This window comes from Pseudoscardovia radai, from assembly GCF_002259605.1.
GTDB lineage: Bacteria > Actinomycetota > Actinomycetes > Actinomycetales > Bifidobacteriaceae > Pseudoscardovia > Pseudoscardovia radai.
Genome location: NZ_MWWR01000008.1, coordinates 58035 through 82769 on the forward strand (window position 1 = coordinate 58035; position 24735 = coordinate 82769).

General features: G+C 64.5%; 14 protein-coding genes and 1 pseudogene. 11 read left to right on the top strand and 4 right to left on the bottom strand.

Annotated features, from left to right (window positions below; all coding sequences use genetic code 11):
* Window positions 1-12 precede the first annotated feature (12 nt).
* On the top strand, window positions 13-1101 hold the full coding sequence (gene era / locus PSRA_RS05640; protein WP_094660931.1) for a GTPase Era: 1089 nt from the start codon (window positions 13-15) through the stop codon (window positions 1099-1101).
* A 151-nt stretch (window positions 1102-1252) separates the two neighbouring features.
* Here era and PSRA_RS05645 read toward each other — a convergent pair whose 3' ends face one another.
* Together PSRA_RS05645 and PSRA_RS05650 are read right to left on the bottom strand one after the other, a co-directional pair.
* A complete protein-coding gene (locus PSRA_RS05645; protein WP_094660932.1) occupies window positions 1253-2281 on the bottom strand; it encodes a Gfo/Idh/MocA family protein in 1029 nt (342 codons plus the stop codon).
* A 267-nt stretch (window positions 2282-2548) separates the two neighbouring features.
* Entirely contained in the window at window positions 2549-4564 is a 2016-nt protein-coding gene (locus PSRA_RS05650; RefSeq protein WP_094660933.1) for an AMP-dependent synthetase/ligase, read from the bottom strand.
* Between the two features lie 276 nt (window positions 4565-4840).
* Between PSRA_RS05650 and PSRA_RS05655 the strand changes: the two genes are divergently transcribed.
* From PSRA_RS05655 to PSRA_RS05680, 6 genes are all read left to right on the top strand, one after another.
* Entirely contained in the window at window positions 4841-6010 is a 1170-nt protein-coding gene (locus PSRA_RS05655) for an NAD(P) transhydrogenase subunit alpha (RefSeq protein WP_094660934.1), read from the top strand.
* 12 nt (window positions 6011-6022) lie between these two features.
* Complete coding sequence (locus PSRA_RS05660; protein WP_094660935.1) at window positions 6023-6340, top strand: NAD(P) transhydrogenase subunit alpha part 2; 318 nt, start codon at window positions 6023-6025, stop codon at window positions 6338-6340.
* Between the two features lie 89 nt (window positions 6341-6429).
* Window positions 6430-7788 carry an NAD(P)(+) transhydrogenase (Re/Si-specific) subunit beta gene (locus tag PSRA_RS05665; protein WP_420820560.1) on the top strand — a complete coding sequence of 453 codons (1359 nt, stop codon included), beginning with the start codon at window positions 6430-6432 and terminating at the stop codon, window positions 7786-7788.
* Between the two features lie 376 nt (window positions 7789-8164).
* A complete protein-coding gene (locus tag PSRA_RS05670; RefSeq protein ID WP_094660937.1) occupies window positions 8165-8794 on the top strand; it encodes a 50S ribosomal protein L25/general stress protein Ctc in 630 nt (209 codons plus the stop codon).
* A 466-nt stretch (window positions 8795-9260) separates the two neighbouring features.
* Window positions 9261-10388 (top strand): branched-chain amino acid aminotransferase, encoded by a 1128-nt coding sequence (locus PSRA_RS05675; RefSeq protein WP_094660938.1) that lies wholly within the window; start codon window positions 9261-9263, stop codon window positions 10386-10388.
* A 734-nt stretch (window positions 10389-11122) separates the two neighbouring features.
* Window positions 11123-12520: a sodium-dependent transporter gene (locus PSRA_RS05680; protein WP_211280487.1), complete on the top strand. Its 1398-nt coding sequence runs from the start codon at window positions 11123-11125 to the stop codon at window positions 12518-12520.
* Window positions 12521-13391: 871 nt separating this feature from the next.
* On the opposite strand, the gene rpsT is transcribed toward PSRA_RS05680, so the two are convergent.
* Window positions 13392-13652: a 30S ribosomal protein S20 gene (gene rpsT / locus PSRA_RS05685; protein WP_094660939.1), complete on the bottom strand. Its 261-nt coding sequence runs from the start codon at window positions 13650-13652 to the stop codon at window positions 13392-13394.
* Window positions 13653-13892: 240 nt separating this feature from the next.
* Between rpsT and PSRA_RS05690 the strand changes: the two are divergent.
* The 4 genes and pseudogenes from PSRA_RS05690 to hemW form a co-directional block, all read left to right on the top strand.
* Window positions 13893-14552: pseudogene (locus PSRA_RS05690) on the top strand (trimeric intracellular cation channel family protein); the annotation flags it as partial.
* A gap of 346 nt (window positions 14553-14898) precedes the next feature.
* Window positions 14899-20475, top strand: coding sequence for a RecQ family ATP-dependent DNA helicase (locus tag PSRA_RS05695; protein WP_094660941.1), 5577 nt, complete (start codon window positions 14899-14901; stop codon window positions 20473-20475).
* A gap of 198 nt (window positions 20476-20673) precedes the next feature.
* Window positions 20674-22548: a translation elongation factor 4 gene (gene lepA, locus PSRA_RS05700; protein ID WP_412154802.1), complete on the top strand. Its 1875-nt coding sequence runs from the start codon at window positions 20674-20676 to the stop codon at window positions 22546-22548.
* Between the two features lie 104 nt (window positions 22549-22652).
* Window positions 22653-23852, top strand: coding sequence for a radical SAM family heme chaperone HemW (gene hemW, locus PSRA_RS05705; RefSeq protein WP_245834928.1), 1200 nt, complete (start codon window positions 22653-22655; stop codon window positions 23850-23852).
* Window positions 23853-23921: 69 nt separating this feature from the next.
* Here hemW and PSRA_RS05710 read toward each other — a convergent pair whose 3' ends face one another.
* The gene (locus PSRA_RS05710) at window positions 23922-24557 is read right to left on the bottom strand and encodes an endonuclease III domain-containing protein (RefSeq protein ID WP_094660943.1); all 636 of its coding nucleotides are present in this window, start codon (window positions 24555-24557) and stop codon (window positions 23922-23924) included.
* Between the last annotated feature and the right edge of the window lie 178 nt (window positions 24558-24735).

Consider the following 24735-nt stretch of genomic DNA (forward strand, 5'->3'; position numbering starts at 1 on the left):
GGCGACGCGGGAATGGACGCGGCAGGCAAGGCCGCGGCCGGGAACCCGGCGGGAACGGAACCGCACAGGTCCGGCTTCGTGGCCGTCGTCGGGCGGCCGAACGTCGGCAAGTCCACGCTGATCAACGCGCTGATGGGCACGCAGGTGGCCATCACCTCGAACCGACCGGAAACCACGCGCAAGGTGATCCGCGGCATCCTCACGCTTGACAATGCGCAGATCGTGCTCGTCGACACGCCGGGCATCCACCGCCCGCGCACGCTGCTCGGCCAGCGCCTCAACGACATGGTGGACGCCTCGCTCGCCGACGCGGACGCCATCGCCTTTCTGCTGCCCGCGGACCAGGAGATCGGCCCGGGCGACCGCCGCATCCTGTCGCGCCTGAGGTCGCAGTTCGCGGCCAAGGACGACTCCGGCGCATGGTCCTGGCGCGTGCCCGTCATCGGCATCCTGACGAAAATCGACATGCTGTCGCGCAGCCAGCTCATGGCCAAGCTCGTCGAGATCGACCAGTTCGCCGACTTCACCGACATCGTGCCTGTGTCCGCGCTTGACAAAGACAATATGGACGAGGTGCAGCGCGTGCTGGTCGAGGCACTGCCCGAAGGGCCGCAGCTGTACCCGACCGAGCAGATCAGCGAGGAGTCCAAGGAGTCCCAGATCGCCGAGCTCGTGCGCGGCGTCATGCTCGAGGAGCTGACCGACGAGTTGCCGCATTCCCTTGCCGTGGTGGTCGATTCCATCGATTACCCCGAGGACGAGGACGACGAGGAGAACGGCGGCGAGGGCGAGGACGCTGCGGCCGACGATGCGGCTTCTGACGGTGCAACCGCCGACGCCGCGAAGCAGGAGCAGCCGACCCCGGAGCAGACGCAGGCGCCACGCAAGGCGCGCGTGAGTATCTCCATCTACGTGGAGCGCCCCTCGCAGAAGCCGATCGTCATCGGCCACAAGGCCGAGCATATCGTGCGCGTGAAGAAGAAGCTGCGCACGCCCATCAACCGCATCGTCGGCATGAAGTCGGCCATGGACATCCACGTCAAGGTGGCCAAGAACTGGCAGTCCGACCCCAAGAAACTCGACCGCCTCGGCTTCATGTGATCGGACGGTGCCGTCGCTGGCGCCGAACGGTTGGCGGCAGGCGTAAGAGCGGCCCGGCACCTGGCCTTGATATGCGAAGGGCTCCTCCCCGAATGGGGGAGGAGCCCTTCGCATATGCCGCTGACGTGCTGATGCGCGGTATCAGTAATCGTCACTCGCACGGGTAGCGCATGGACCAATCGGCGCGCAGGTCGTCGAGCGCGCCGAGCATATGCAGCGACTGCGTATGCGGCATCTCCGGGCATTCGATGCGCCCGTCGAGAATCGCCTGCGCCGCCGACGCGACCTCGTACTCGTAACCCGTCAGCTGCTCGGGCGGCACGAGGTGGTCGATGAGACGGTGGTTGGCGTCGTACACGTCGATGGCCTCGGGATTGTTGATGTTCCACACGATGGCGTAGCCCTCGGTGCCCTGGATGATTCCCAGGCGCGGCGAGGCGCACAGCATGGAGGCGGATGACGACGTGAGCACGCCGTTGTCGAGCACGGCCGCCGCCTGGAAGGTCTGGTCGACGCCTTCGGGCGACATAACCACGTTCGACAGCATGCGCGTGACCGTGGCGTTCGGGAAGATCATGCCGCCGAAATTCAAGGCGTACACGCCGCAGTCGAGCAGGATGCCGCCGCCGAGAGTCGGGTCGGTCATGCGCTTCTTATGCGTGAGCGGATACGACAGATCCGCGTGCATCTGCACGATGCGACCGATGCGACCGGAGGCGAGCATGTCGGTGAGCATCGTGCGGCTCGGCATGTAGCGCGTCCACATGGCCTCGGCGCATAGCACGCGGTTGTCGCGGGATGTCTCGATCATCTCCTCGGCCTGCGCGATGTTGATGGCGAACGGCTTCTCGACGAGCACGTTCTTGCCATGCTCCATGGCGTCGATGGCCTGGTCCTTGTGGAAGACATTCGGCGTGGCGATGTAGACGAGGTCCACCTCGGGGTCATCAAGCAGTTCCTCGTAGCTTCCATAGGAGCGGGTGAATCCATAGGTTTCCGCCCAGTCGGCGGCGCGGTCGGCATCATCATGCGTGGCGCAGGCGTAGGGCTCCACAAGCGTGTGGTAGCGCGGATCGTCGGACATCTTCCGCAGCGTCTCGCCCATATGCGCGGCGATGCGTCCCAGACCGAGCACGCCGACGCGGACCGTGCCCTCCTTGGCTCCATTCCTGGCGCTCATCTCAACCTCCTTGTCACCGTGGCCTCCGGGCTGGGCGTCGTTGGACGCTCGGCGCTCGGCGGTCCGATTGGTGTGTGGCCATGCCACATATCCCATCTGAATTCTACCCGCGGGTGTGTCCGGCGCGTGACGTCGCCGCGTGCGCCTCCCCATGCGCTGAGACACCGTGCGGACACACGGCGCGGAAACAAAAGACGCCGTGCCGGGCCTCCGACGAGGAAGGTCCGGCACGGCGTCGGGAACATCGTATGGATGCGCCGCCCGCGCCTACTTGCGCGGAACGTACATCTGCGTATCCAGCAGCCTGGAGTAGCGGCGCAGCACCTTGGGGCGGATCACCTTCATGGAGGCGGTCATGAGGCCGTTCTCCTGCGTGAAGTCCTCGGGCACGATGATGAACTTGCGCACGGACTCGGCGCGGGAGACGCCTTCGTTCGCGAGGTCCACGTACTTCTGCACCTCGGCGCGCACGGCGCCGTTCGTGCAAGCCTCCTCCATCGGCATGGAGCGGTTCAGGCCGTTGGCCTCGAGCCAGTCGCCCAGAACATCCGTGTCGAGCGTGATAAGCGCGGAGATGAACGGGCGCTTGTCGCCGAGCACCAGCGCATGCGACACGATGGAGCAGCGTTGGATGGCCTCCTCGATCGGAGTGGGGGAGACGTTCTTGCCGCCGGCCGTGATGATGAGGTCCTTCTTGCGGCCCGTGATGTACAGGAACCCGTCCACGTCGAGGCGGCCCAGGTCGCCCGTGGCGTACCAGCCGTCCTTGGTGAAGGAGCTGGCGGTGGCCTCGTCGTTCTTGTGGTAGCGCTTGAACACGCTGCGGCCCTTGAGCTGGATCTCGCCCTCCTCGGAGAGGCGCACGGAGAATCCGGGGAACGCCACGCCCACGCTGCCGGCGCGGAACGGCGTGCCGAGCGGGGCGAAGGCGCACGGCGCGGTGGTTTCGGTCAGGCCGTAGCCCTCGTATACCGGGATTCCGGCGCCGCGGTAGAACGTCATGAGCTCGGGGTCGAGGGGGGCGCCGCCGCACACAAGCCACTTGATGCGCCCGCCGAGGGCGGACTTGAGCTGCGAGTACACAATCTGCTCGTACATCGCGCGGTGCGCGGCGGTGACGGGGCTCGCGTGGCCGTTCGCCGCCACCTGGCGCATGTACTTGCGCGCCGTCTCGACGGCGGAGGCGAACACGAGGCCCTTGGGGCCGCGGCCGGCCTTCTGCGAAGCGGCGTTGTACACCTTCTCGAGCACACGCGGCACCACGATCAGCGCGGTGGGGCGCGCCACCTGGAGGTCGGAGAGCAGCGTCTTGATGCCGGTGGCGATGTACACGTGCATCTGCGCGCCGACGACGCCGTAGTTGATGGCGCGGGCGAAGGTGTGCGCCTGCGGCAGGAACATGAGGATCGAGCCGTCGGGGTCGTTCACGATGTCGGGGATGAAGGCCTGCAGGTTGTAGGCGAGCTGCAGGTAGTGCTCGTGCGTCATCTCGACGCCCTTCGGCGCGGCGGTGGAGCCGGAGGTGTACACGATGGAGCACAGGTCCGTCTTGTGGATCGAGGCGATGCGCGCGTCGAGCGTGGCGTCGTCGATGGCGTCGCCGTAGGCGCGCAGGGCGTCGAGGTCGCCGTTCTCGAAGCAGCCGACGCGGCGGACGGTGGGGCAGTCCTCCTCGATGCCTTCGCATTTGGCCGCCATGTCGCGCGTCTCCACCACCACGGCGCGGGCGTCGGAGTTATTCGCGATATTGCGGATCTGCTCGGCGGAGTCGGTGTCGTAGACGGTGGCGATCACCGCGCCCACGGCCAGTGCCGCGGCATCGAAGACATCCCACTCGTAGCTCGTGTGGCACATGAAGGCGATCGCGTCGCCCTTCTCGAGGCCGATGTGGATGAGGCCCTTGGCGACGCGGCGGATGTCGGCGAGCGTCTCGGCCGCGGTCATCGTGACCCACTGGCCGTCCTTCTTGTACGAGAACAGCGGATCGTCGGGCATGCGGCGGGCGCGGTCCTCGTACAGCGTGTAGACGGTGGCATCGTCGTCGATGCTGTCGACGCCTTCGGTGCGCGAGGTCAGCAGGCCCGTCTTCTCGTCGATGTACGTCGTCGTCGGATAGTCCTTCGACCACCACGCCTCGTACGGCAGCTTCGACGTGTCGATGGCCGAGGTGGGGGTGACGTCTTCGTCATAGTCGGGAGTGTCGGTGTCGGAGTACTTTCCGAGGCGATGGGCGCGCTGTGCCACTCCTGCGACGGAGGACTTGATGGATTGGAAGAATGTCACGGTATCTCCTCTTCTATTTGTCCTTCATGAATTGTACAGGGGTGCGGCGGCAAATCCTTTCGATAACCTCCGGTGGGTTCGCCCCACCGGAGGTTTTTCGTATGCGATGGCGGTCACCCCCGCGCGGCTGTTCCGGGCCGTCCGCCGTCCGTGGCATGGACCGGGGGTGTCCATTGTCTGGTGCGCACGCCTCGGGGTCTGGGAAAGTGGGTTATTATCGGCCACGGTGCCCTCTGCCGTGAGGGGCCGTTCGTATTGTGTAAGGAGGAGGATCCAGTGGCAGATCAGTCACAGGCAACAGTGGCCTATGGCGTCTTCAACGAGACCTCGGATCATGAGAAAAGGGTGGCGCTGACGCCTGACATCGTGACGCGCCTGAAGAAGTCCGGCGTCACATGCCTGATCGAGAAGGGCGCGGGAGAGGCCGCCCTGTATTCCGACGACGATTACGCCAAGGCAGGCGCGAAGGTCGTAGACCGCGACGGCGTCATCGCCGGCGCCCAGGCCTTCGGCTTCGTGGGCCGCCCGGACGACGCGCTTATCGCCAAGCTCCCCAAGGGCTCGTGGGTTATCGGCATGCTCGGCTCGTTCACCGACAAGGACTACGTCGAGTCCCTGAACCAGCACGGCCTCGTCGCCGTCGCCATCGAGAAGTTGCCCCGCCAGCTGAGCTCCGCCCAGTCCATGGACGAGATGACCAGCCAGAACTCCGTCATGGGCTACAAGGCCGCCCTCGTCGCGGCCAACGAGTACGGCGCCTTCTTCCCGATGATGACCACCGCCGCCGGCACCATCCGCCCGGCCAAGGTGCTCGTCCTCGGCGCCGGCATCGCCGGCCTCCAGGCCATCGCCACCGCCCGCCGCCTCGGCGCGGTCGTGACGGCATACGATGTCCGCCCCGCCTCGAAGAACGAGGTCCTCTCGCTCGGCGCGAAGTTCCTCGACCTTGGCCTCGACTTCTCCAAGGGGCAGGGCGAAGGCGGCTACGCGCGTGCCCTCACCCCCGAGGAGCAGGCGCAGCAGCAGGCCGCCGTCGACCAGAAGGCCGCCGGCTTCGACGTCATCATCACCACCGCGAAGGTGCCCGGCCGCAAGCCTCCGGTCCTCCTGACCAAGGCCGGCGTCGACGGCCTCAAGCGCGGCGCCGTCATCGTGGATTGCGCGGCCTCGGACCTGGGCGGCAACGTGCCCGGCTCCGTGCCCGAGCAGACCATCGTCACCGACAACGGCGTCAAGATCATCGGCGCCCCGACGCTGTCGAGCGAGGTGTCCACCACCGCGTCGAACCTGCTGGCCCGCAACGTGGCCGACGTCCTGACCCATTTCATCCGCGACGGCAAGCTGTCCGTCGACCTGTCCGAGGAGCTCGACGACAAGATGGTCGTCGCCGGCCGCCCCGCCCAGGCCGCGGCCGACGCCCAGGCCGACGCCGCCAAGAAGGCGTAAAGGAGAGACCGCATGAATACCATCGTCGTTTCCATCACCCTGTTCATCCTCGCCCTGCTCATCGGCATCGAGGTCATCGGCAAGGTCCCCGCGACCCTGCACACGCCGCTGATGTCGGGCGGCAACTCCATCCACGGCATCGTGCTCGTCGGCGTCATCATCGTGGCGGCCCACGCGGACACCCCGCTCGCCCTCGTGTTCGTGGGCCTCGCGGCGCTGCTCGGCACCATCAACGTGGTCGGCGGCTATGTGGTGACCGAGCGCATGCTCGAGATGTTCAAGCCGAAGAAGGACGTCGAGGCCAAGTCCGACGCCAAGGCCGAGAAGTAAGGAGAGGCCGCACCGTGACAGCATTCGAAATCATCCAGTGGTTCGTGTACCTGTTCGCCTCCGTGCTTTTCGTGCGCGGCCTGCACTACATGAACTCCCCGAAGACCGCCGTCAAGGGCAACCACGTGTCCATCCTGGGCATGGTGATCGCCGTCATCATGGCCTTCGTCGGCTTCTTCTATGACACCGAGGGCAAGCGCTTCACCGCCGACTTCAACGTCACCGCGCTGATCGTCGTGGTCGCGTGCATCCTCGTCGGCGCCATCGTCGGCGTGCGCCTGGCCACCAAGACGAAGTCCACGGACTTCCCGCAGCTCGTGTCGCTGTTCAATACGGTCGGCGGCGGCGCCGCGGCCCTCGTCGCGCTCAACGACATCATGAACACCACCGATGACGAGGTCAGCCTCGTCCTGCTCATCACCGCGGGACTCGGCGTCATCATCGGCTCCGTGACGTTCTCCGGCTCGCTCGTGGCCGCCGGCAAGCTCCAGCGCATCCTGTCGGGCAAGCCCGCCCACATCCCGGGCAAGACCTTCCTGACGCTGCTCAACATCGCCGCCATCATCGCGTCGTTCGTGCTGCTGTGCGCGCAGCCGGACCAGCGCAGCCTCTGGGCGATCGTGGCGCTCGCGCTGTCGTTCATCTACGGCCTGCTCTTCGTGTTCCCGATCGGCGGCGCCGATATGCCGGTCGTCATCTCCGTGTTGAACGCGTGCACCGGTACGGCCGTCGCCATGTCGGGCCTCGCGCTTGGCAACGTGGCGCTGATCGTGGCCGGCGCCCTTGTGGGCGCGTCCGGCATGACGCTGTCGGTGCTTATGGCGAAGGCCATGAACCGCAAGCTCAGCGCCGTGCTCCTGGGCGGCTTCGGCGGTGACGATGCCGCGGCCGCCGCGGGCGACGGTCCGCAGGGCACGATGAAGGAGACCTCCGCCGACGACGTGGCCATGCAGCTCGCCTACGCGCAGAAGGTCATCTTCGTGCCGGGCTTCGGCCTGGCGCAGGCGCAGGCCCAGCGCGACCTCGCCGACCTCGGCGCGATGCTCGAGAAGAAGGGCATCGAGGTCGAGTACGCCATCCACCCGGTGGCCGGCCGTATGCCGGGCCACATGAACGTGCTGCTCGCCGAGGCCAACGTGCCGTACGAGGAGCTCGTCGACCGCGATGACATCAACCCGCAGTTCCCGCAGGCCAACGTCGCGCTCGTGGTGGGCGCCAACGACGTCACGAACCCCGCCGCCCGCAGGCCCGGCACGCCGGTTTCCGGCATGCCGATCCTCGACGTCGACAAGGCGCAGCACGTCGTGGTCATCAAGCGTGGCCGCGGCACCGGCTACGCCGGCATCCAGAACGAGCTGTACTTCCAGGACAACACGCAGATGCTGTTCGGCGACGCCAAGAAGGAGCTCGAGGAGATCATCGCCGCGCTCAAGGAGCTCGACGCCTGATATCCGCCTCTGCGCCGGCGCCGCTTCATCGTGACGCCGGTTTGGCAAGCCGCCGCGGTGGGTCCCGCATGGATCCGCCGCGGCGGCTTTGCTATGCCGGCGCTGTTTTGCTATGCCGGCGCTGTGGTCGACGGGCGTGGAAGGATCCACGATGGCTCCATCGGTTCCGCGATGTTGCGCCGGTCGGCGCCGCGTGGTAGGTTACTTCCTTGGTGCGTGCACGAGCACGCCCGCTTTGGCGAGGGAACCGCAGTCGGCGGTTCCGTAATCGACTGGGCTTCTAGATCCGCGCGGCGCATTCCGCGCGTTCTCAAGACTCGTCGATGTGTTGAAGCAAATCCCGAAACAGCGGAATTCCGCATGGAGGAAACACATCATGGCAGCCATCGTTCTCAATGGCACTGAGCGTACCGAGTTCGGCAAGGGTGCTGCGCGCCGCATGCGCGTCGCCGGCCTCATCCCGGCCACCATCTACGCGGGCGGCAACCAGCCCGTCTACATCGAGCTTCCGATGCGCGAGACCACCAATGCCCTGCGCCACACGAACGCCCTGTACCAGATCAAGTTCGGCGACCAGACCAAGCACGCGGTCGTCAAGGACGTCCAGCGCAACCCGGTCAAGCGCATCATCGAGCACATCGACTTCTACGAGGTCGTCGCCGGCGAGAAGATCACCGTCGAGGTGCCGGTGTTCGTCGAGGGCACGCCGAAGGGCGCCGCCGTGGCGTTCGTCGACATCCAGGAGCTCGCCGTGCGCGCCGACGTCACCAACCTGCCGGAGCGCATCGTCGTTTCCGTCGACGGCCTGCAGGACGGCGACAAGGTGTTCGCCAAGGACGTCAAGCTGCCGGAGGGCGCCGAGCTCGCCGAGCACGTGAACCCGGAGGAGTCCGTCGTGTCCGTCGAGGTGCCGGAAGAGGATGTGCCGGAGACGGCCGCCCCGGCTGCCGACGCCACCGCCGATGCCGCGGCCGCTGCCCCGGCTGCCGACGCCGACAAGGCCTGATTCGCGCGCCACACGGCGCAATCGGTATTCAAAACGGACCGTCGCGGTTTTCCGCGGCGGTCCGTTTCGTTCTGTGCCTTTCGTTGTTCGCTGTGCGGCGCGGTGTCTTCTGACTCGCCGATTGAGCCGCCTGTCGCGTCGGCGGGTGGCCCAGAGCGGGGAGGGCGGCTATCATCGTGGAGTGGAGGAACTCCCCACACCTGCATGGCATGGCCGCACGGCGCTGCCAGGCACAGCGTTGCCATGCGCCGAGCGCGTCACCGCGCGCCGACTGCGCGCCGACCGCATGCGCCGCGACCGTCCGCATGGCGGATACGGCTTTCAGAATGTGAACCGTCCCGCTCCGCGCCCGGGAGGATGTGAGAGAGTAACACCATCACGCGGCGTCACAAGCGCCGCCCCACCATAACGAAAATGCCGCAAAACGGCGATGCCGTGTTTACGAGCAAAGCAAAGAAGTAAAGGTATGACTGAGAATTCTCATCACGATCCCGCGGCTCTTAACGAGCTCGCTGCGAAGTTCACCGTCCTGCCGAACGACAACCCGACGCCGGATGCCAAGCGCGAGGAGCTGATCGACAAGCCGAAGTTCGGCCAGCTGTTCTCTGACAACATGGCCCATATGACGTGGACCGCCGGCGAAGGCTGGACCGACCGCCGCATCGAGCCGTACGCACCGCTCAAGCTCGACCCGGGCGCATCCGTGCTGCATTATGCTCAGGAGGTCTTCGAGGGCCTCAAGGCCTACCACCACGCCGACGGCTCCATCTGGATCTTCCGCCCGGACGCCAACGCCGAGCGTTTCCAGAACTCCGCCACGCGTCTGGCCCTGCCGGAGCTTCCCGTCGATGACTTCATCGGTTCCGTGGCCGCCCTTATCAAGCGCGACCACAAGTGGGTCCCGACCCGCCGCGAGTACACGCTGTACATGCGTCCGTTCATGTTCGCCTCCGAGCCGTTCCTCGGCGTGCGCAAGGCGCAGGAAGTCGAGTACTGCGTCATCGCGTCCCCGTCCGGTCCGTACTTCCCGGGCGGCGTCAAGCCGGTGAGCATCTGGGTGGAAGACAAGTGGTTCCGCACCGGCCCCGGTGGCACGGGCTTCGCCAAGTGCGGCGGCAACTACGCCGCCTCCCTCATCGGCGAGTACAACGGCATCGACCACGGCTGCCAGCAGGTGTGCTTCGTCGACGCGGCCACCAAGACGTACCTCGAGGAGCTCGGCGGCATGAACATGATGGTCGTGCACAAGGACGGCCACGTGGAGACCCCGAGCCTGACGGGCAACATCCTTCCGGGCGTCACCCGCCGCTCCCTCATCCAGCTCATCCAGGATGACGGCCGCGACGTGGTCGAGACCATGATCAAGCTCGACGACCTGCTCGAGGACATCAAGTCCGGCGAGGTCACCGAGGTCTTCGCCTGCGGCACCGCCGCCATCATCACCCCGATCGGTCGCTTCAAGTCCGAGAAGTTCGACGTCGAGGTCAACGGCGGCCAGTCCGGCGAGTACACGATGAAGCTGCGCAACCAGCTCCTCGGCATCCAGCTCGGCGAGGTCGAGGACCCGCATAACTGGATGTGGAAGGTCATGTGAACCGTGGCATAGCTTCCGTGGCCGTCGCGGTTTCGTCGCGGCCACGGTTTCGCAGAGGTCACGATTTTGCAGAGATCATGGTGTGCTGAACCACGATCTATACGCTGAATCACTTCAGTGAAGCCATTGCAGTTCGGGCTTCCAGCCTTGCGGGGCTGGAAGCCCGAACTGTTTGTCGTTTGTTGTATCTCGCGTGCGCGTGCCTCTATGCCTGCATGCCTGCCGTTTCCGTGTTACGCGTGCCCCTGCGCGCGTTCCTGTGTGCCGTTCCCGTTCCGCCATGCGTCGCGCAGTCGTCCACGAATGGCCTGGATGGTTGACAATCTCGGCGTGTCGCATTACGTTGGGGTGCGGTTAAGCGGTTCGCAAGCATTCGCCCAGCGTCACAAAACGCGGGGGAGGAATCTTCGCGTCAGTGTCTCCGACAACGCACACAATGCGTGGGGAGGCGACCCATGGTTGCCGCGCCATAATTCGGATGCCTACACGGCATGGCGATTGCCTTGCATCAGGCTTCCGGGACGTGAGTGCGCCCAGCGTTGGTTTTCGTAAAGTCCGTCTGATGCCGGTTGCATGAATGGTATGAACGACATCAGTGACACGGATGCATGAATGACATGGTTCCATCAATGACATGGCTGGTACGGATGGTTGTGCGCTGTTGTCGGCGACATGCACAATCCCTGTGCTGCTGAGAGCCTCACGCAACGTTCCCCATAGAGAAGAGAGAAAGAATGTCAAACACCGAAACCACAGCCGTGGATAAGGGTGAGAAAAGGGCGAGCTTCACCGGGCGCATCGGCTATGTGATGGCCGCCGCCGGTTCGGCAATCGGCCTGGGCAACATCTGGAGGTTCCCGTACCTCGCCGCTAAATACGGCGGCGCCGTGTTTCTGATCGTCTACCTGATCAGCGTGTACACCTTCGGCTACGTGCTCATCACGTCGGAAACCGTCATCGGCCGCAAGACCAAGAAAAGCCCGGTCGGTGCCTTCCGCCACTTCGGCAACACGAAGGCGCACAGCTTCGGCGGCTGGATCAACGCCATCATCCCCATGCTCATCGCCCCGTATTACTCCGTCATCGGCGGCTGGGTGCTCTACTACATGTTCTCCTACATGCAGGGGCAGGTCAAGGAGCTGGGCGGAGACAATGCGTTCACGAACTTCATCTCCAGCGGCACGTCCGTGGAATTCTGGTTCCTCGTGTTCGCCGTCTGCACGATTGCCGTCATCTTCTTCGGCGTGCAGAACGGCGTGGAGCGCGTCTCCAAGGTGCTGCTGCCGGTTCTCGTTGTGCTGTCCGTCGTCGTGTGCATCTATTCGTGCACGCGCCCCGGAGCCATCGATGGCATCAAGTACTTCTTCATCCCGCAGATGCAGAACGTGTCGTGGATGACCTTCGTCACCGCCATCGGCCAGATGTTCTACTCGCTGTCCTGCGCCATGGGCATCCTCATCACGTATGGCTCGTACATGAAGCGTGACGTGAGCATCGAGAAGTCCACCACGCAGGTCGAGTTCTTCGACACTCTCATCGCCGTGCTCGCCGGTCTTATGATCATTCCCGCCGTATTCGCCTTCTATGGCAATGATGCGTCGCAGACGCTCAAGGCGGGTCCGTCGCTGATGTTCATCACCATGCCGAAGGTGTTCGGCAGCATGGGCTTCGGCATGGCCATCGGCATCGTGTTCTTCCTGCTCGTGTTCCTCGCCGCGCTCACCAGCTCCATCTCGCTGATGGAAAGCGCCGTCTCCACGTTCCAGGACGAGCTCGGCATGTCCCGTCCGATCGCCACGCTCACGTACGGCGGCATCTACATCGTGCTCGGCACACTCTCCAGCCTGGGATTCAACGTGCTTGGCAACGTCAAGCTGCTCGGCATGGACTTCCTCGACTTCTTCGACTTCATCACGAACTCCGTGATGATGCCGATCGCCGCCATCGCCATCTGCCTGCTGGTGCTGCGCTCCGTCACGCTCAAGGGTGTCGAGGACGAGGTGACGTACGATGGCGCGCCGTTCAAGCGCAAGAAGGTGTACAACTTCGTCGTCAAGTACGTGTGCATCGCGTTCCTCGTGATCATCTTGGTGAGCTCCGTGCTCAATGCGTTCGGCGTGATCCATATGTGAGGCGGGGGAGCCCGATGTGAGCCGGGGCGCCGATGAACCGGTTGCGAGACCGTTGCGGCCGGATGAGTCCGGATCCGCGACGGTTCCGTGACCGTTCCGCTCCGGTGAGGTGCTGCCCCGGGGACGGACACTTGTCTGACTCATGGCATGCCACCGGGTTCAACACGCCCCCTTCGATGCGCGGCCATCGCCTCAGTGCGGTGGCCGCGTTCTCATATCCGTGCGCGGGTTATGAGGTGGCGGCGCGTGCGCTCGCGACGGTAACGGTGCCCTTCGCTGGCACGCGAGTAACCAGTGAGGCCGACCGTTGGCGGGAGAAGTGTGTGTTTTCAACGATGGAATCGTCAACAGTGCCTCTCGCAGGCAGTCCATTGACCAGTGAGGCCGACCGTTGGAGCGGAGATCGTTGGGAATGGGTGGATTCTTTTCCAACGGTGCCTTTCACTGGCAGTCCATCGACCAGTGAGAGCGACTGTTGGCGGGAGAAGTGAGTGTTTTCAACGATGGAATCGTGAACAGTGCCTTTCACTGGCAGTCCATCGACCAGTGAGGCCGACCGTTGGCGGGGAAGGCGAGTGTTCCCAACGATGGGATCGTGAACGGTGCCTCTCGCTGGCAGTCCATCGACCAGGGAGACCGACTGTTGGGGAGGAGGCCCAGTGTTCCCAACGATGGGATCGTGAACGGTGCCTCTCGCTGGCAGTCCACCAACCAGTGAGGCCGACTGTTGCCGGATCCGGAATCGTTTCGTGAATCGTGGGCCCCGAATCGTGACGCCGCGCGCCGCGCCGCGCACTGGCACCGAACCCGGAGCAACAAAAAGGCCCCGCCGATGGGGGCGGGGCCTATGTGAAGAGCGCGACCGGCTGGTTTACAGCTGGTTGATGGCGTTCGCCAGGGCGGACTTGCGGTTCGCGGCCTGGTTCTTGTGGATGAAGCCACGGCCGGCGGCCTTGTCGAGCTTCTGCGACGCGACGGCGTAGGCAGCCTGCGCGGCGGCCTTGTCGCCGGTGGCGATGGCCTCGCGGGTCCTGCGCACGGCGGTCTTGAGCTCCGACTTGACGGAGACGTTGCGCTTGTGCGCCTTCTCGTTGGTCAGAATGCGCTTCTTCTGAGACTTGATGTTAGCCAATGTAGTTCCTTTTGACGAGTTTTACAGTTGTTCAACGGCCATACGAACGGATATCATACCATAACCTACGCTACTATTGAGGGGATATTGCGAAAAAGTCGGCGGATTCGCCCCGGGCAGCGTGCTTCCGCGCGCTTCGTCGCGCACCCCGCGCCGACGGCAATCGGCGGCGAACGATTGCCGTGGCCAGCGCCCCGTGCCGTACCAAGCCCGTGTGCGGGCGATAACGCGGAGGTTGCGATGGAAGCGACACAGGTGACATTGGAAAGCAATGCGTTTTTCTATGGCATTGAGTACTTGGCGGTGTTCTGTTGTGGCTTGCTCGGCGGTCTTGCCGCCGTGCGCAAGCATTATGACCTCTTCGCCATCCTTCTGACCGCGTGGGTGACCTCGTTGGGCGGCGGTCTCGTCCGCGACGTCATCCTGGGGGCGCGGCCTCCCGTAGGGATATCCGACAAAGGCATGGTGATCACCGCCCTTGCCGCCGGGCTGATCGTGGCGGTCATGCATCCGGAAGTGGACCGCATGCACTGGTCGATGATCGTCCTTGATGCGCTGGCGCTGGGCCTGTTCGCCGTCAACGGCACGCAGAAGGCCCTCATGTATGGCACCAGCGGCATGGCTGCCGTCTTTCTGGGCATGTTCACCGCCCTCGCCGGCGGATTGATCAGGGACGTGCTGCTCAACGAGGTGCCGACGGTGGTACGAGACCGCCACTGGTATGCGTTCCCCTCGTTTGTCGGCAGCGTCCTTACCGTTGTCAGCAGCCGCGCCCGAGCCAATGGCCTGGTGAGCCCGCGGGGAGAGATCGTCGTCGACGTGGCGATCATCATCCTGGTGGTGGTGATGCGCGTCCTGTCGGTGCGCTTCGACATCACCCTTCCGGGCGCGATGCCCCGGCGGGAGGCCCTGCACATGCCCGAGCGCCCCCGCACAGGTCGCGGAGCGCATGCTTCCTCGCGTTCCCAGCAAGGCGAACCTGTGCACGGCGAATCTGTGCAAGGGGTGGCCGCACAGGGGGAGCGCGCTCATGGGGAATCCGCACAAGGGGAGCAGCTGCAAGGGGAGCCGCTGCAAGCTTCGCAGCCTGCGCGCGAGGCTGAGCCTGCGCGCGAAGGCTCAAGCCCGCATGATGTCGGCGAACGGACGTAAGGTGACGGAAACCCGCGGACGATGAAGCCGGGCGGCTTATGCGCAGCCGACTCGCGGGTGCACGTGTCGAAGGCGATGCCAGAGAGGATGAGTAATGTCAGGGGCTTCCACGCTGGTCTATGTCGATACCGAAAACACTCGCGCCGCGCAGGATGCCAGAGCCGATCGGTCCGACTCCAACGCCAGTGACATGCGCAAACCATCGGCTCCCGCCCCGTCATCGGCCGGCGAGAAGGCTTCGGTTCCGGGGAAGCTGTGTGACATCGGTGCATTGCGCACCGGCTCCGATGTGGTGGAATATCTGACGGCGCGTTTCGCCCAGCAGCAGGAGCCTCCCACTCAGGCGCAGCATGCAACGCAGAGGATGGGTCGTTTCTTTGGGTTCCTGCATCGTCGCACGCCGCATGTGCCGTCGCGTCTCGCACAGTTCCATGCGCCCGACAGGAAGGCGTTCAGGAATTTCATCCATGGGGCGTCGTGGGCGGTGGGCCACAATCTCGTGGATTTCGACATGGCAGCCATCGGCGACGATCTGACCGCCGCCGGCATTCGCCAATGCATCGACACGCTGCCCCTGTCCGCGCTGCTGTATCCAAGCAAAGCCAGCCATGCCTTGGGCAAACCCGAGAAAATAAGCGACGATGCGCTCAACAATCCGCTGACGGATGCCTATAAATGCCGCGATCTGTTTTTGCAAGAGATTCAGAAATACGCGTCGCTGGACGAGACGATGCGGATGGTGTATGCGCTGCTGTTGCAACACCACCCGTATTTTCGCGGATGGTACGCCTTGCTGCGTCAGGCGGGCGAGGCGTGCGCCATCGAAGCGTGGAAGGCCCCGCGGCATGGCGCGCCCGCGGCTTCCGATCGCGGCGGTGCAGCGCATGCCGCACAGGAAGCGCGCCATGGCGCCCGCGCGCAATCGGCTGCCGTCGGCGACGCGCCTGTCGATCCGCAAGCCGTGAGCGACGGCGTGAAGCTGCTGCCGGACGTGGCGAACCTTGCCGCGCAGGCGATGGAGGAGGAGATCGCGGCACTGCCAGATCCCTGCCTGTGTGAATCGGCCGATCTTGCCCGGCTGGCGATGGACCGGCCGGTGGAGCTTGCCTATGCGCTCGCCTACGCGCTGGCACCGGTGGACAAGCGCCATATCAGCGAGTGGGCCCTTCGCCGTTTCCCGGGAATTACAGGCGTGCTGGATGCGTTGTGCCGCACGCGCTGCTCGTCGCCATCGTGTCGGTATTGCACCACCATGCTCGACGCCACCGTGCAATTGCGCCGTGTCTTCGGCTTCGAATCCTTCCGCACGTGGCAGGGGCAGGACCTGCAGCGGCAGGCCGTGCAAGCGGCGATCGACGGGGAGTCCATCATGGCGGTTTTCCCCACCGGCGGCGGCAAGTCCTTGACATTCCAGCTGCCGGCGATCATCGACGGGCAGAGAGTGGACGGGCTGACCATCGTCATCTCGCCATTGCAATCCTTGATGGTCGACCAGGTTGCGTCGCTGGAACGGCGTGGCATCACCGCAGCCGCGACCATCAACGGCACGCTAGACCCCGTGCAGCGCACCAATCAGATCGAACGGGTCCGAAGTGGCATCGCCTCCCTGCTGTACATCGCGCCGGAATCCTTGCGGTCGCCAACGATTCAGCGGCTGGTGCAATCACGGAACGTCACGCGCATCGTCGTCGACGAAGCGCACTGTTTCTCCGCCTGGGGCCAGGACTTCCGCGTGGACTACTGGTACATCGGTGAATTCATCAGGCAGCTTGAATCACACGTGGGGCGGAGCATACCTGTGTCCTGTTTCACCGCCACTGCCAAGCAGCAGGTCATCGCCGACATCCGCACTTATTTTCACGACCAGACGGGCAGGGACCTGCGGCTGTTCGCCACAACCGCGCAACGGCGCAACCTGCACTATCAGGTCATCCCCGTTGACGCCGACGACGAGCACCGTTACCGGGCCCTGCGCGAGCTCATCGAAAAGAAGGATCCCTGCCCGCCGACCATCGTCTTCGTCGCCAAGCGCCGCCAGACCACGGAACTTGCCCGAAGGCTCAGCCGCGACGGAATCCCGGCATGCGCATTCCACGGAGACATGTCCGTCGTTGAGAAAATGACCAGCCAGGAGGCTTTCCTCAGCGGCCGCGTCAACGTGATGGTCGCCACCAAGGCGTTCGGCATGGGGATCGACAAGTCGGATGTGCAGCAGGTCATCCACTACACGATCTCCGAATCCTTGGAGGACTACGTCCAAGAATCCGGCAGGGCGGGACGCGATGAGCGGCTTGACGCGGATTGCATCATCCTGTACAACGCGCGTGACCTGGACGTGCACTTCCAGATGCTCAATCAAAGCCGCATCACCATCAACCAGATCCAGCAGGTATGGCAGGCCATCAAGTATCTGAGCGACAGTCGCCATCACGGGCGCATGTCGTTCACCGCCAGCGCCTTGGAGATAGCCCGCGAAGCCGGGTGGAGCAACACGTCCTACGACGTGGAGACGCGCGTGCGGGCGGCGCTCATGTCACTGGAGCAATCCGGATACATCACACGCGGCATCAACGCATCCCGCGTTTTCGCCGACAGCCTTGCCGTCGACGACATCCCGTCCGCGCGCAGCATCCTCGAAAAGCCAAACAGCGGCATGGGCCCCGAGCGGATCGAGGAATGCGTGCGCATACTCTCCCGTCTGCTCTCCAGCAAGCACACGGGCCAGGGCATGCAGGGGGAGGCCGAAAGCCGAGTGGACTACCTCGCCGATTGCCTCGCCTTGCCCAAGGGACGGGTGCGTGACGACATCGACGAGATGAAACGCCTCAAGATCTTGCGAAACGACACCGACATGCACGCCTACGTGCGACGAGGCAAGGCGTCGGGGCGTTCGCGCCGAGGCACGTTGAGCGAGATGAACGCCTTGGAGACATTCCTCGTGGACTTCCTCGTGCGCCACGTGCACGACGGTCAGTCAGTGGAATACAAGGAGGCCAATGAGGCCGCGCTGGAAGCGGGAATCGCCACCAGCAGCGTTCCGAAGGTGAAGTCCATCGTCGCTTCGTGGATCGACGCGCGCTACATCCGCAAGCCCGCGCATCCCAACGCATCCTCCATCGACATCACGTTCGCCGACGGCATCGATGGGAAGACGTTCGCCCAACGCGTCTCGGAACGCCAACGCCACGCCCGGAGCATCGACGATTATGTGACCGACCTGGCCCATACGCAGCTCGCCCAGATGCGTTCCCGCGGCGAAAACGCTGGGGAGCGCATCGACGTCGTGTTCTCTTTGGTCGATTTGCAGCGTTGCTGCGCCGCCGATGATGCGACGGATGGGGGCACGTCCGACCTTAGCCCGCACCTTAAGGGATTCGGACTTACACCCGTCTCGGAGCCTGCCGCCGGCGCATCCGACGCCACGACCGCCCCATCCGTGAACCTGACGGACGTGCGGCGCGCGGTGCTGTATTTGGAAAGGACAGGGGAGCTGGATATCGAAGGCGGCTTCCTGGTCATCTACAACGGTATGCGCATCACCCGCGTCGAAACGGACAACCGGCGCCGTTACCGCAAAGAGGACTACGCGCAGCTCGATGCCTATTACCGCAACAGGATCGAGCAGATTCACTTGGTCGGCCGCTTCGCCTCGATGATGGTCGACGACCACGACCGGGCGATGCGCTTCGCCGCGGATTACTTCGCCATGGATCACGATACGTTCCTTGACACATACATCAGCAAAAGCGACCGTGCCGGACTGTCGCTGGGCATGACCAAACAACGGTACGACCTTCTGTTCGCCGGCCTCAACGAGGAGCAGCGTCGCGTCATCGACGACGCCACGCACCGGGTGATCGTGGTCGCCGCAGGGCCGGGAAGCGGCAAGACGATGACCCTCGTGCACAAGCTGGCAAGCCTGGTGCTGCTGGAAGACACCAAGCCCGAGCAGCTGCTCATGCTCACCTTCTCGCACGCCGCCGCCATGGAATTCGCCCACCGCCTGTACGACCTCATCGGCGACATGTCGTATTACGTCGGCATACGCACCTTCTATGCCTTCGCATTCGACGTGGCAGGCCGCGTCGGCAACCTCGAGCAGGCAGACACCATCGAACGGCAGGCGGCGGCGCTACTCAACGACCCGGACGCCGGCATCGATGAATCGGTGTGCACGAAAACCTGTCTCGTCATCGACGAAGCCCAGGACATGTCAGCCGACGAATACGAACTGGTCGCCGCGCTGATGCGCCGCAACACGGACATGCGTGTCATCGCAGTCGGCGACGACGACCAAGCCATCATGGGGTTCCGTGGGGCCGACAGCGCCTACATGGCGAAGTTTGCCTCCGCCGCCAACGACCCCGATGAGCCCGCTCCTCCCGCCGTTGCCGGGCAGCCGGGCGGTGCCGTGCCCGAAAACGCGGCGCTCGCCGATGACGCCACCATCATCGAGCTATCTGTGAATTATCGCAGCGACACATCCATCGTCGAGGCGGCCAATGCACTCCTCACGCTCAAACCCCACGGCCTGAAGACGACACGCTGCCACGCCCACAGCCGCGAACAGGGCAGCGTGGAGCATGTCGTCCTCGACCATCCGAGCATCACGTCGGTCATCGAACGGGTCGATGAACGCTGGCACGCCACCCACGCGCAGGATGGACACAGCGCGGAAAGCCACGGCGTGGAAAGCTCTGGCACGGCGGGCGGGGGAAGCATCGCCGTGCTCGTTCCCACCAACGAGGATGTCGCCACGGTCTACTGCGAGCTGCAGCATCGCGGCGTTCCCGTGACGTTCATCGACGACCACGCTGGCTTCCGCGCCGAGATGCTCGAGGAATGCGCCGTCTTCCTCGAATCCCTGGACGATAACATGGTGATTCCCACCGAGCATTATCGCGAGGCTCTTGATCGACTGCGCGCACGTTTCTCTCGCAGCATCGTCGTCGAAGACGTAACCGGTGCGTTGCAACGCTACGCCGACAGCGTCGGAACCATCTATCGGTCCGACTTGGAAGAAATGCTGGCGAACACCACGGTGGCGGAACTGATGCAGCCGGAGGGCTCGGACGTCATCGTGTCGACCTACCACAAGGCCAAGGGGCGGCAGTTCGACACCGTCTACTGCCAGGTGACCGAACGATTCACGCCCGCCGACATCCAGGCCGTGAACCTTCTGTATGTGGGGATGACGCGCGCCCGCCATTCGCTGGTATTGTGTGATTCCTCGGCAATGCTGCACGACCTTGACGAGCCGTTCGCGAAGGCCGGGGTGCGTGTGACGCGCGACTCGCGTGACTACGGGGAGCCGCGGAACGTGATGCTGGCATGCTCGCTGCGCGATGTCCGGCTCGGTGACGTGGAGAGTGACGCGGCGCAGCGGGCGATTGGCGGGCTGCAGGCGGGCGACGCGCTCCACGGGCGCATCGATTCGCGGGACGGAGGCGGGTCGCTGCGGTTCGTGTTGGACTGCGGCGACGGTACGCACGCCACGGTCCGGCCGTCGCGAAGCATGAACGAGAAAATCAACAGATACGTGTGCAGGCGCGGAGGAACGGGCAGATACCATGTGCTCAAGGCGGACGTGGGTTACGTGGTGCGCTGGTATGACAACAAGACCGACAGGGAGTGGAAGGTCGCCCTCCCGCGTTTGATTCTAGGCCGGTAGCCTGCCGGGGATTGGCGGAAGGCGGGTGCGTGACGGTAGTTTGGCGGCGGTTGCGCAACGCGCTGCCGCCGTTGCCTGCCCAAGCCGTTAGACTGGAACAATTGGATATGCCCGCCGCACGCAACCGACGGGTGAGGACGTATGTGTGGACGCCGGTATCCGTCTTCCGGCGGTCGTGGACAAGGAGAACGCTCAGTGATGCAACAGAAAAACAAGCCCGGTTCCACCAACCCGGAGCTCATCCGCAACTTCTGCATCATCGCGCATATCGACCATGGCAAGTCTACGGTCGCCGACCGCATCCTGCAGATGTCGGGCGTCGTGCCGCAGCGCGAGATGCATGACCGCTTCCTCGACCGCATGGACATCGAGCAGGAGCGCGGCATCACCATCAAGTCTCAGGCCGTGCGCGTGCCGTGGACCTTCGACGGGCAGGAATACACGCTCGGCATGATCGACACGCCGGGCCACGTCGACTTCTCATACGAGGTGTCCCGCGCGCTCGCCGCATGCGAGGGTGCCGTGCTCCTCGTCGACGCCACGCAGGGCATCGAGGCACAGACGCTGTCGAACCTGTACATGGCCATCGACAACGACCTGACCATCATCCCCGTGCTCAACAAAATCGACCTGCCGAGCGCCGAGCCCGACAAGCATGCCGAGGAGATCGCCGGCCTGCTGGGCTGCGACACCTCCGACGTGCTGCGCGTGTCGGGCAAAACCGGCGAGGGCGTGGCCGACCTGCTCGACCGCATCGTCATGGAGGTGCCCGCACCCACCGGCGACCCCGACGCGCCGGCCCGCGCTCTCATCTTCGACTCCGTGTACGACTCGTACCGTGGCATCGTCACCTACATCCGCATGGTCGATGGCGAGCTGCACAGCCGCGAGCGCATCCGCATGATGGGCCTGGGTACGACGCACGATCCGATCGAGCTGGGCGTGATCCAGCCGGATATGACGCCGACGGATTCGCTGGGCGCCGGCGAGGTGGGCTATGTGATCACCGGCGTGAAGGACGTGCGCCAGTCGAAGGTGGGCGACACGATTACGACGGAGGCGCGTCCGGCGGCCCAGGCGCTGCCCGGCTACCGCGACCCCAAGCCGATGGTGTACGCGGGTCTGTTCCCGATCGACAACGCGCAGTTCCCGGAGCTGCGCGATGCGCTGGACAAGCTCAAGCTCAACGATGCCGCGCTTGTGTACGAGCCCGAGACGTCGGTGGCGCTGGGTTTCGGCTTCCGCTGCGGCTTCCTCGGCCTGCTGCATATGGAGATCGTGTCGGAGCGCCTGCAGCGCGAGTTCGGCCTCGACCTCATCTCCACGGCGCCGAACGTGGAGTACGACGTCACGGCCGAGGACGGCACGCTGCACCATGTCAAGAACCCCAGCGAGTTCCCCGACGGCAAGGTCAAGAGCATCGTGGAGCCGATGGTGGCGGCCGACATCATCACGCCGAAGGAGTTCATCGGCTCGGTGATGGAGCTGTGCCAGGATCATCGCGGCCAGATGGGAACGATGGAGTACATCGGCACGGAGCGCGTGGAGATGCACTACCGCATCCCGCTTGCGGAAATCGTGTTCGATTTCTTCGACCAGCTCAAGAGCCGCACGCGCGGCTACGCGTCGCTCGACTACCATGAGGACGGCGAGCAGAAGGCGGATCTCGTGAAGGTCGACATCCTCATCCAGGGCGAGAAGGTGGACGCGTTCTCCGCCATCGTGCATCGTGACAAGGCGTATTCCTACGGCGTCATGATGACGAAGAAGCTGCGCGAGCTCATCCCGCGCCAGCAGTTCGAGATTCCGATCCAGGCGGCCATCGGCTCGCGCATCATCGCGCGAGAGACGATCCGCGCGCTGCGCAAGGACGTGCTGGCCAAGTGCTACGGCGGCGACATCACCCGAAAGCGCAAGCTGCTCGAGAAGCAGAAGGCCGGCAAGAAGCGCATGAAGATGCTCGGCCACGTGGAGGTGCCGCAGGAGGCGTTCATCGCCGCGCTGAGCACGGATGAGCCGACCGACCGCGACACGAAGGACAAGATTCGCGCCGCGCAGAAGGCGGGGAACTGACGGTGGGCGCGCAGGGCGTGGCCCACGATGCCGCTGCTGCGGGTGTCTCCGCCGCATCCGTTCCCGCCTCCGGTCCCGCCGCACCTTCGCCCTTCGAGGTCTACGTGCATGTGCCGTTCTGCCTGAGGCGCTGCGGATACTGTGATTTCAACACATACACGGCGCCGGACCTCGGTGAGGGCGCTTCGCGCGGTAATTACGCGCGTATGGCGGTGCGCGAGATGGAGTTGGTGCGCGCGTGGCAGGAGGAGCGCGGCCTTGATGAGCCGCCGGCGGGGAGTGTGTTCTTCGGAGGCGGCACGCCCACGATTCTGCCGGCCGATGACCTCGTCGAGATGCTTGATGCGGTGCGCCGCATCTGGGGCCTGCAGCCCGGCGCCGAGGTGACGACCGAGGCGAACCCCGACACCGTGGATGCCGATTACATCAAGCGTCTTGCCGACGGCGGGTTCACGCGGATTTCCTTCGGCATGCAGTCCGCGGTTCCCTCGGTGCTGCGCACCCTGGATCGTCGCCATACGCCGGCGAACGTCGAGGCAGGTGTGCGCGCGGCGGATGCCTGCGGGCTTCGTTCGAGCGTGGACCTGATCTACGGCGCGCCGGGGGAGAGCTTCGAGGATTGGCGCACGTCGGTGCGCGCCGCGGTGGATCTGGGCGTGAATCATATATCTGCGTATGCGCTCACGATTGCGCCGCGCACCACGATGGGCCGCATGATCGCCGCCGGCCGGCTGCCCAAGCCCAGCGACGATGACGAGGCCGCCAAATACGAGATCGCCGACGAGGCCTTCGCCGCCGCGGGATTGACATGGTATGAAATCAGCAACTGGGCGCGGCCCGGCTTCGAATCACGGCACAACCTGGGGTACTGGCGCAACGTGGACTGGGCCGGCATCGGCCCCGGCGCGCATTCCCACTACCGCTTCGAGAAGCGCGGTTCCGCGGATAACGCGGAGCATGTAACACTGAGTAATATACCTGCGGTGGGCATGCGCGCCTGGGACACCGCGCATCCCCGCGCATGGGCCCACCAGATCAACACAGCCACGGTGCCATGGGCGGGCAGCGAGGCGATCACTGCGCGGCAGGATGCAGAGGAGACGCTGATGCTCGGTCTGCGTCTGCATGAAGGTTTCGACACGTCGCGCTTCGCCGGAATCATCCCGCTCGAGGCATGGCGGCAGCTGGAATCCGAGGGGTTGATTCACTTGGTGCCTAGGCCGTCTGGTTCGCTTGCGGTGCCGACGCTGCGCGGCCGATTGCTCAACGACCTCATCATCGAGCGCCTCTTCGATTACCTGTGAGTGGAGGGGAGACCACGCAATGGCGCGCCATGTGATGCGGTTTCATCATGGGGTGCCGATGGGGGAGGCTTAGAGAATCCGTCCAGGGCACACTGTGCTGAACGCACAGCCGTCGCACGTCGGCTGCTTGCCGCAGTGGTTCTTGCCATGTTCGAGCAGCAGCCAGTGGTACCAGCCGTAGATTTGGTAATCGGCGGGCAGGCCGGATTCGAAGAAGCGGCGGATCTGCCTGTCATCTGTGAATCCGTATCCCATGCGGTCAAGGAAGCGGCGCGTGTAGGCGTCGATGACGAACGACGGCTTGTGTAGCGCGAATACGAGCATCGCGTCCGCGGTTTCCGCGCCGATGCCTTTTAGTCCCAGCAGTTCGCGCCGCAGCCGATCCAGACTCGTCGCCCGCGCCTTTTCGATGTCGAATCCATACCCGCGGTACCATTCGCTGACGTTGCGGATCGTCGCCGCCTTCGCCTTCATGAAACCGCACGGGCGAATCGTCTCCTGCAGCTGTTCGACAGGCATCTCCAGTACCTTGGCAGGCTCGGGTTCGCCCCATGCGGCAAGCGCTTTCTCCACCTGCGTCCACGCTGTGTTTTGCACCAGGACGGCGCTGACCATGATTTCGTACGGCGTGCCCGGCCACCATCGCGGCTTGCCATAGGCTTCGACCAGTTTGTTGTAGACTTGCTGCCCCGTCAATCGTTCCATGATGAATCCCGTCTCATCGCGCCATCACGGCGCCACCCGTGGTGCATTCGGTTGCGCTGTGTTCACGGTGCTCAGCATATCTCCGACCATCCCGCCGGATCAGCCTACCGGATTCCTGCGGAAGGTCAGGCTCCGAATGGTCACGGTACCATGCAAGGATTGAGCCACAAATCTTAGA

What these genes read in the sequence shown, in the direction of transcription:
- PSRA_RS05710 (WP_094660943.1), bottom strand. Translation starts at nt 24,557, where the DNA reads ATGGAACGATTGACGGGGCAGCAAGTCTACAACAAACTGGTCGAAGCC.
- era (WP_094660931.1), top strand. Translation starts at nt 13, where the DNA reads ATGGACGCGGCAGGCAAGGCCGCGGCCGGGAACCCGGCGGGAACGGAA.
- lepA (WP_412154802.1), top strand. Translation starts at nt 20,674, where the DNA reads ATGCAACAGAAAAACAAGCCCGGTTCCACCAACCCGGAGCTCATCCGC.
- PSRA_RS05680 (WP_211280487.1), top strand. Translation starts at nt 11,123, where the DNA reads ATGTCAAACACCGAAACCACAGCCGTGGATAAGGGTGAGAAAAGGGCG.
- PSRA_RS05665 (WP_420820560.1), top strand. Translation starts at nt 6,430, where the DNA reads ATGAACTCCCCGAAGACCGCCGTCAAGGGCAACCACGTGTCCATCCTG.
- PSRA_RS05695 (WP_094660941.1), top strand. Translation starts at nt 14,899, where the DNA reads ATGTCAGGGGCTTCCACGCTGGTCTATGTCGATACCGAAAACACTCGC.
- PSRA_RS05670 (WP_094660937.1), top strand. Translation starts at nt 8,165, where the DNA reads ATGGCAGCCATCGTTCTCAATGGCACTGAGCGTACCGAGTTCGGCAAG.
- PSRA_RS05675 (WP_094660938.1), top strand. Translation starts at nt 9,261, where the DNA reads ATGACTGAGAATTCTCATCACGATCCCGCGGCTCTTAACGAGCTCGCT.
- PSRA_RS05645 (WP_094660932.1), bottom strand. Translation starts at nt 2,281, where the DNA reads ATGAGCGCCAGGAATGGAGCCAAGGAGGGCACGGTCCGCGTCGGCGTG.
- PSRA_RS05660 (WP_094660935.1), top strand. Translation starts at nt 6,023, where the DNA reads ATGAATACCATCGTCGTTTCCATCACCCTGTTCATCCTCGCCCTGCTC.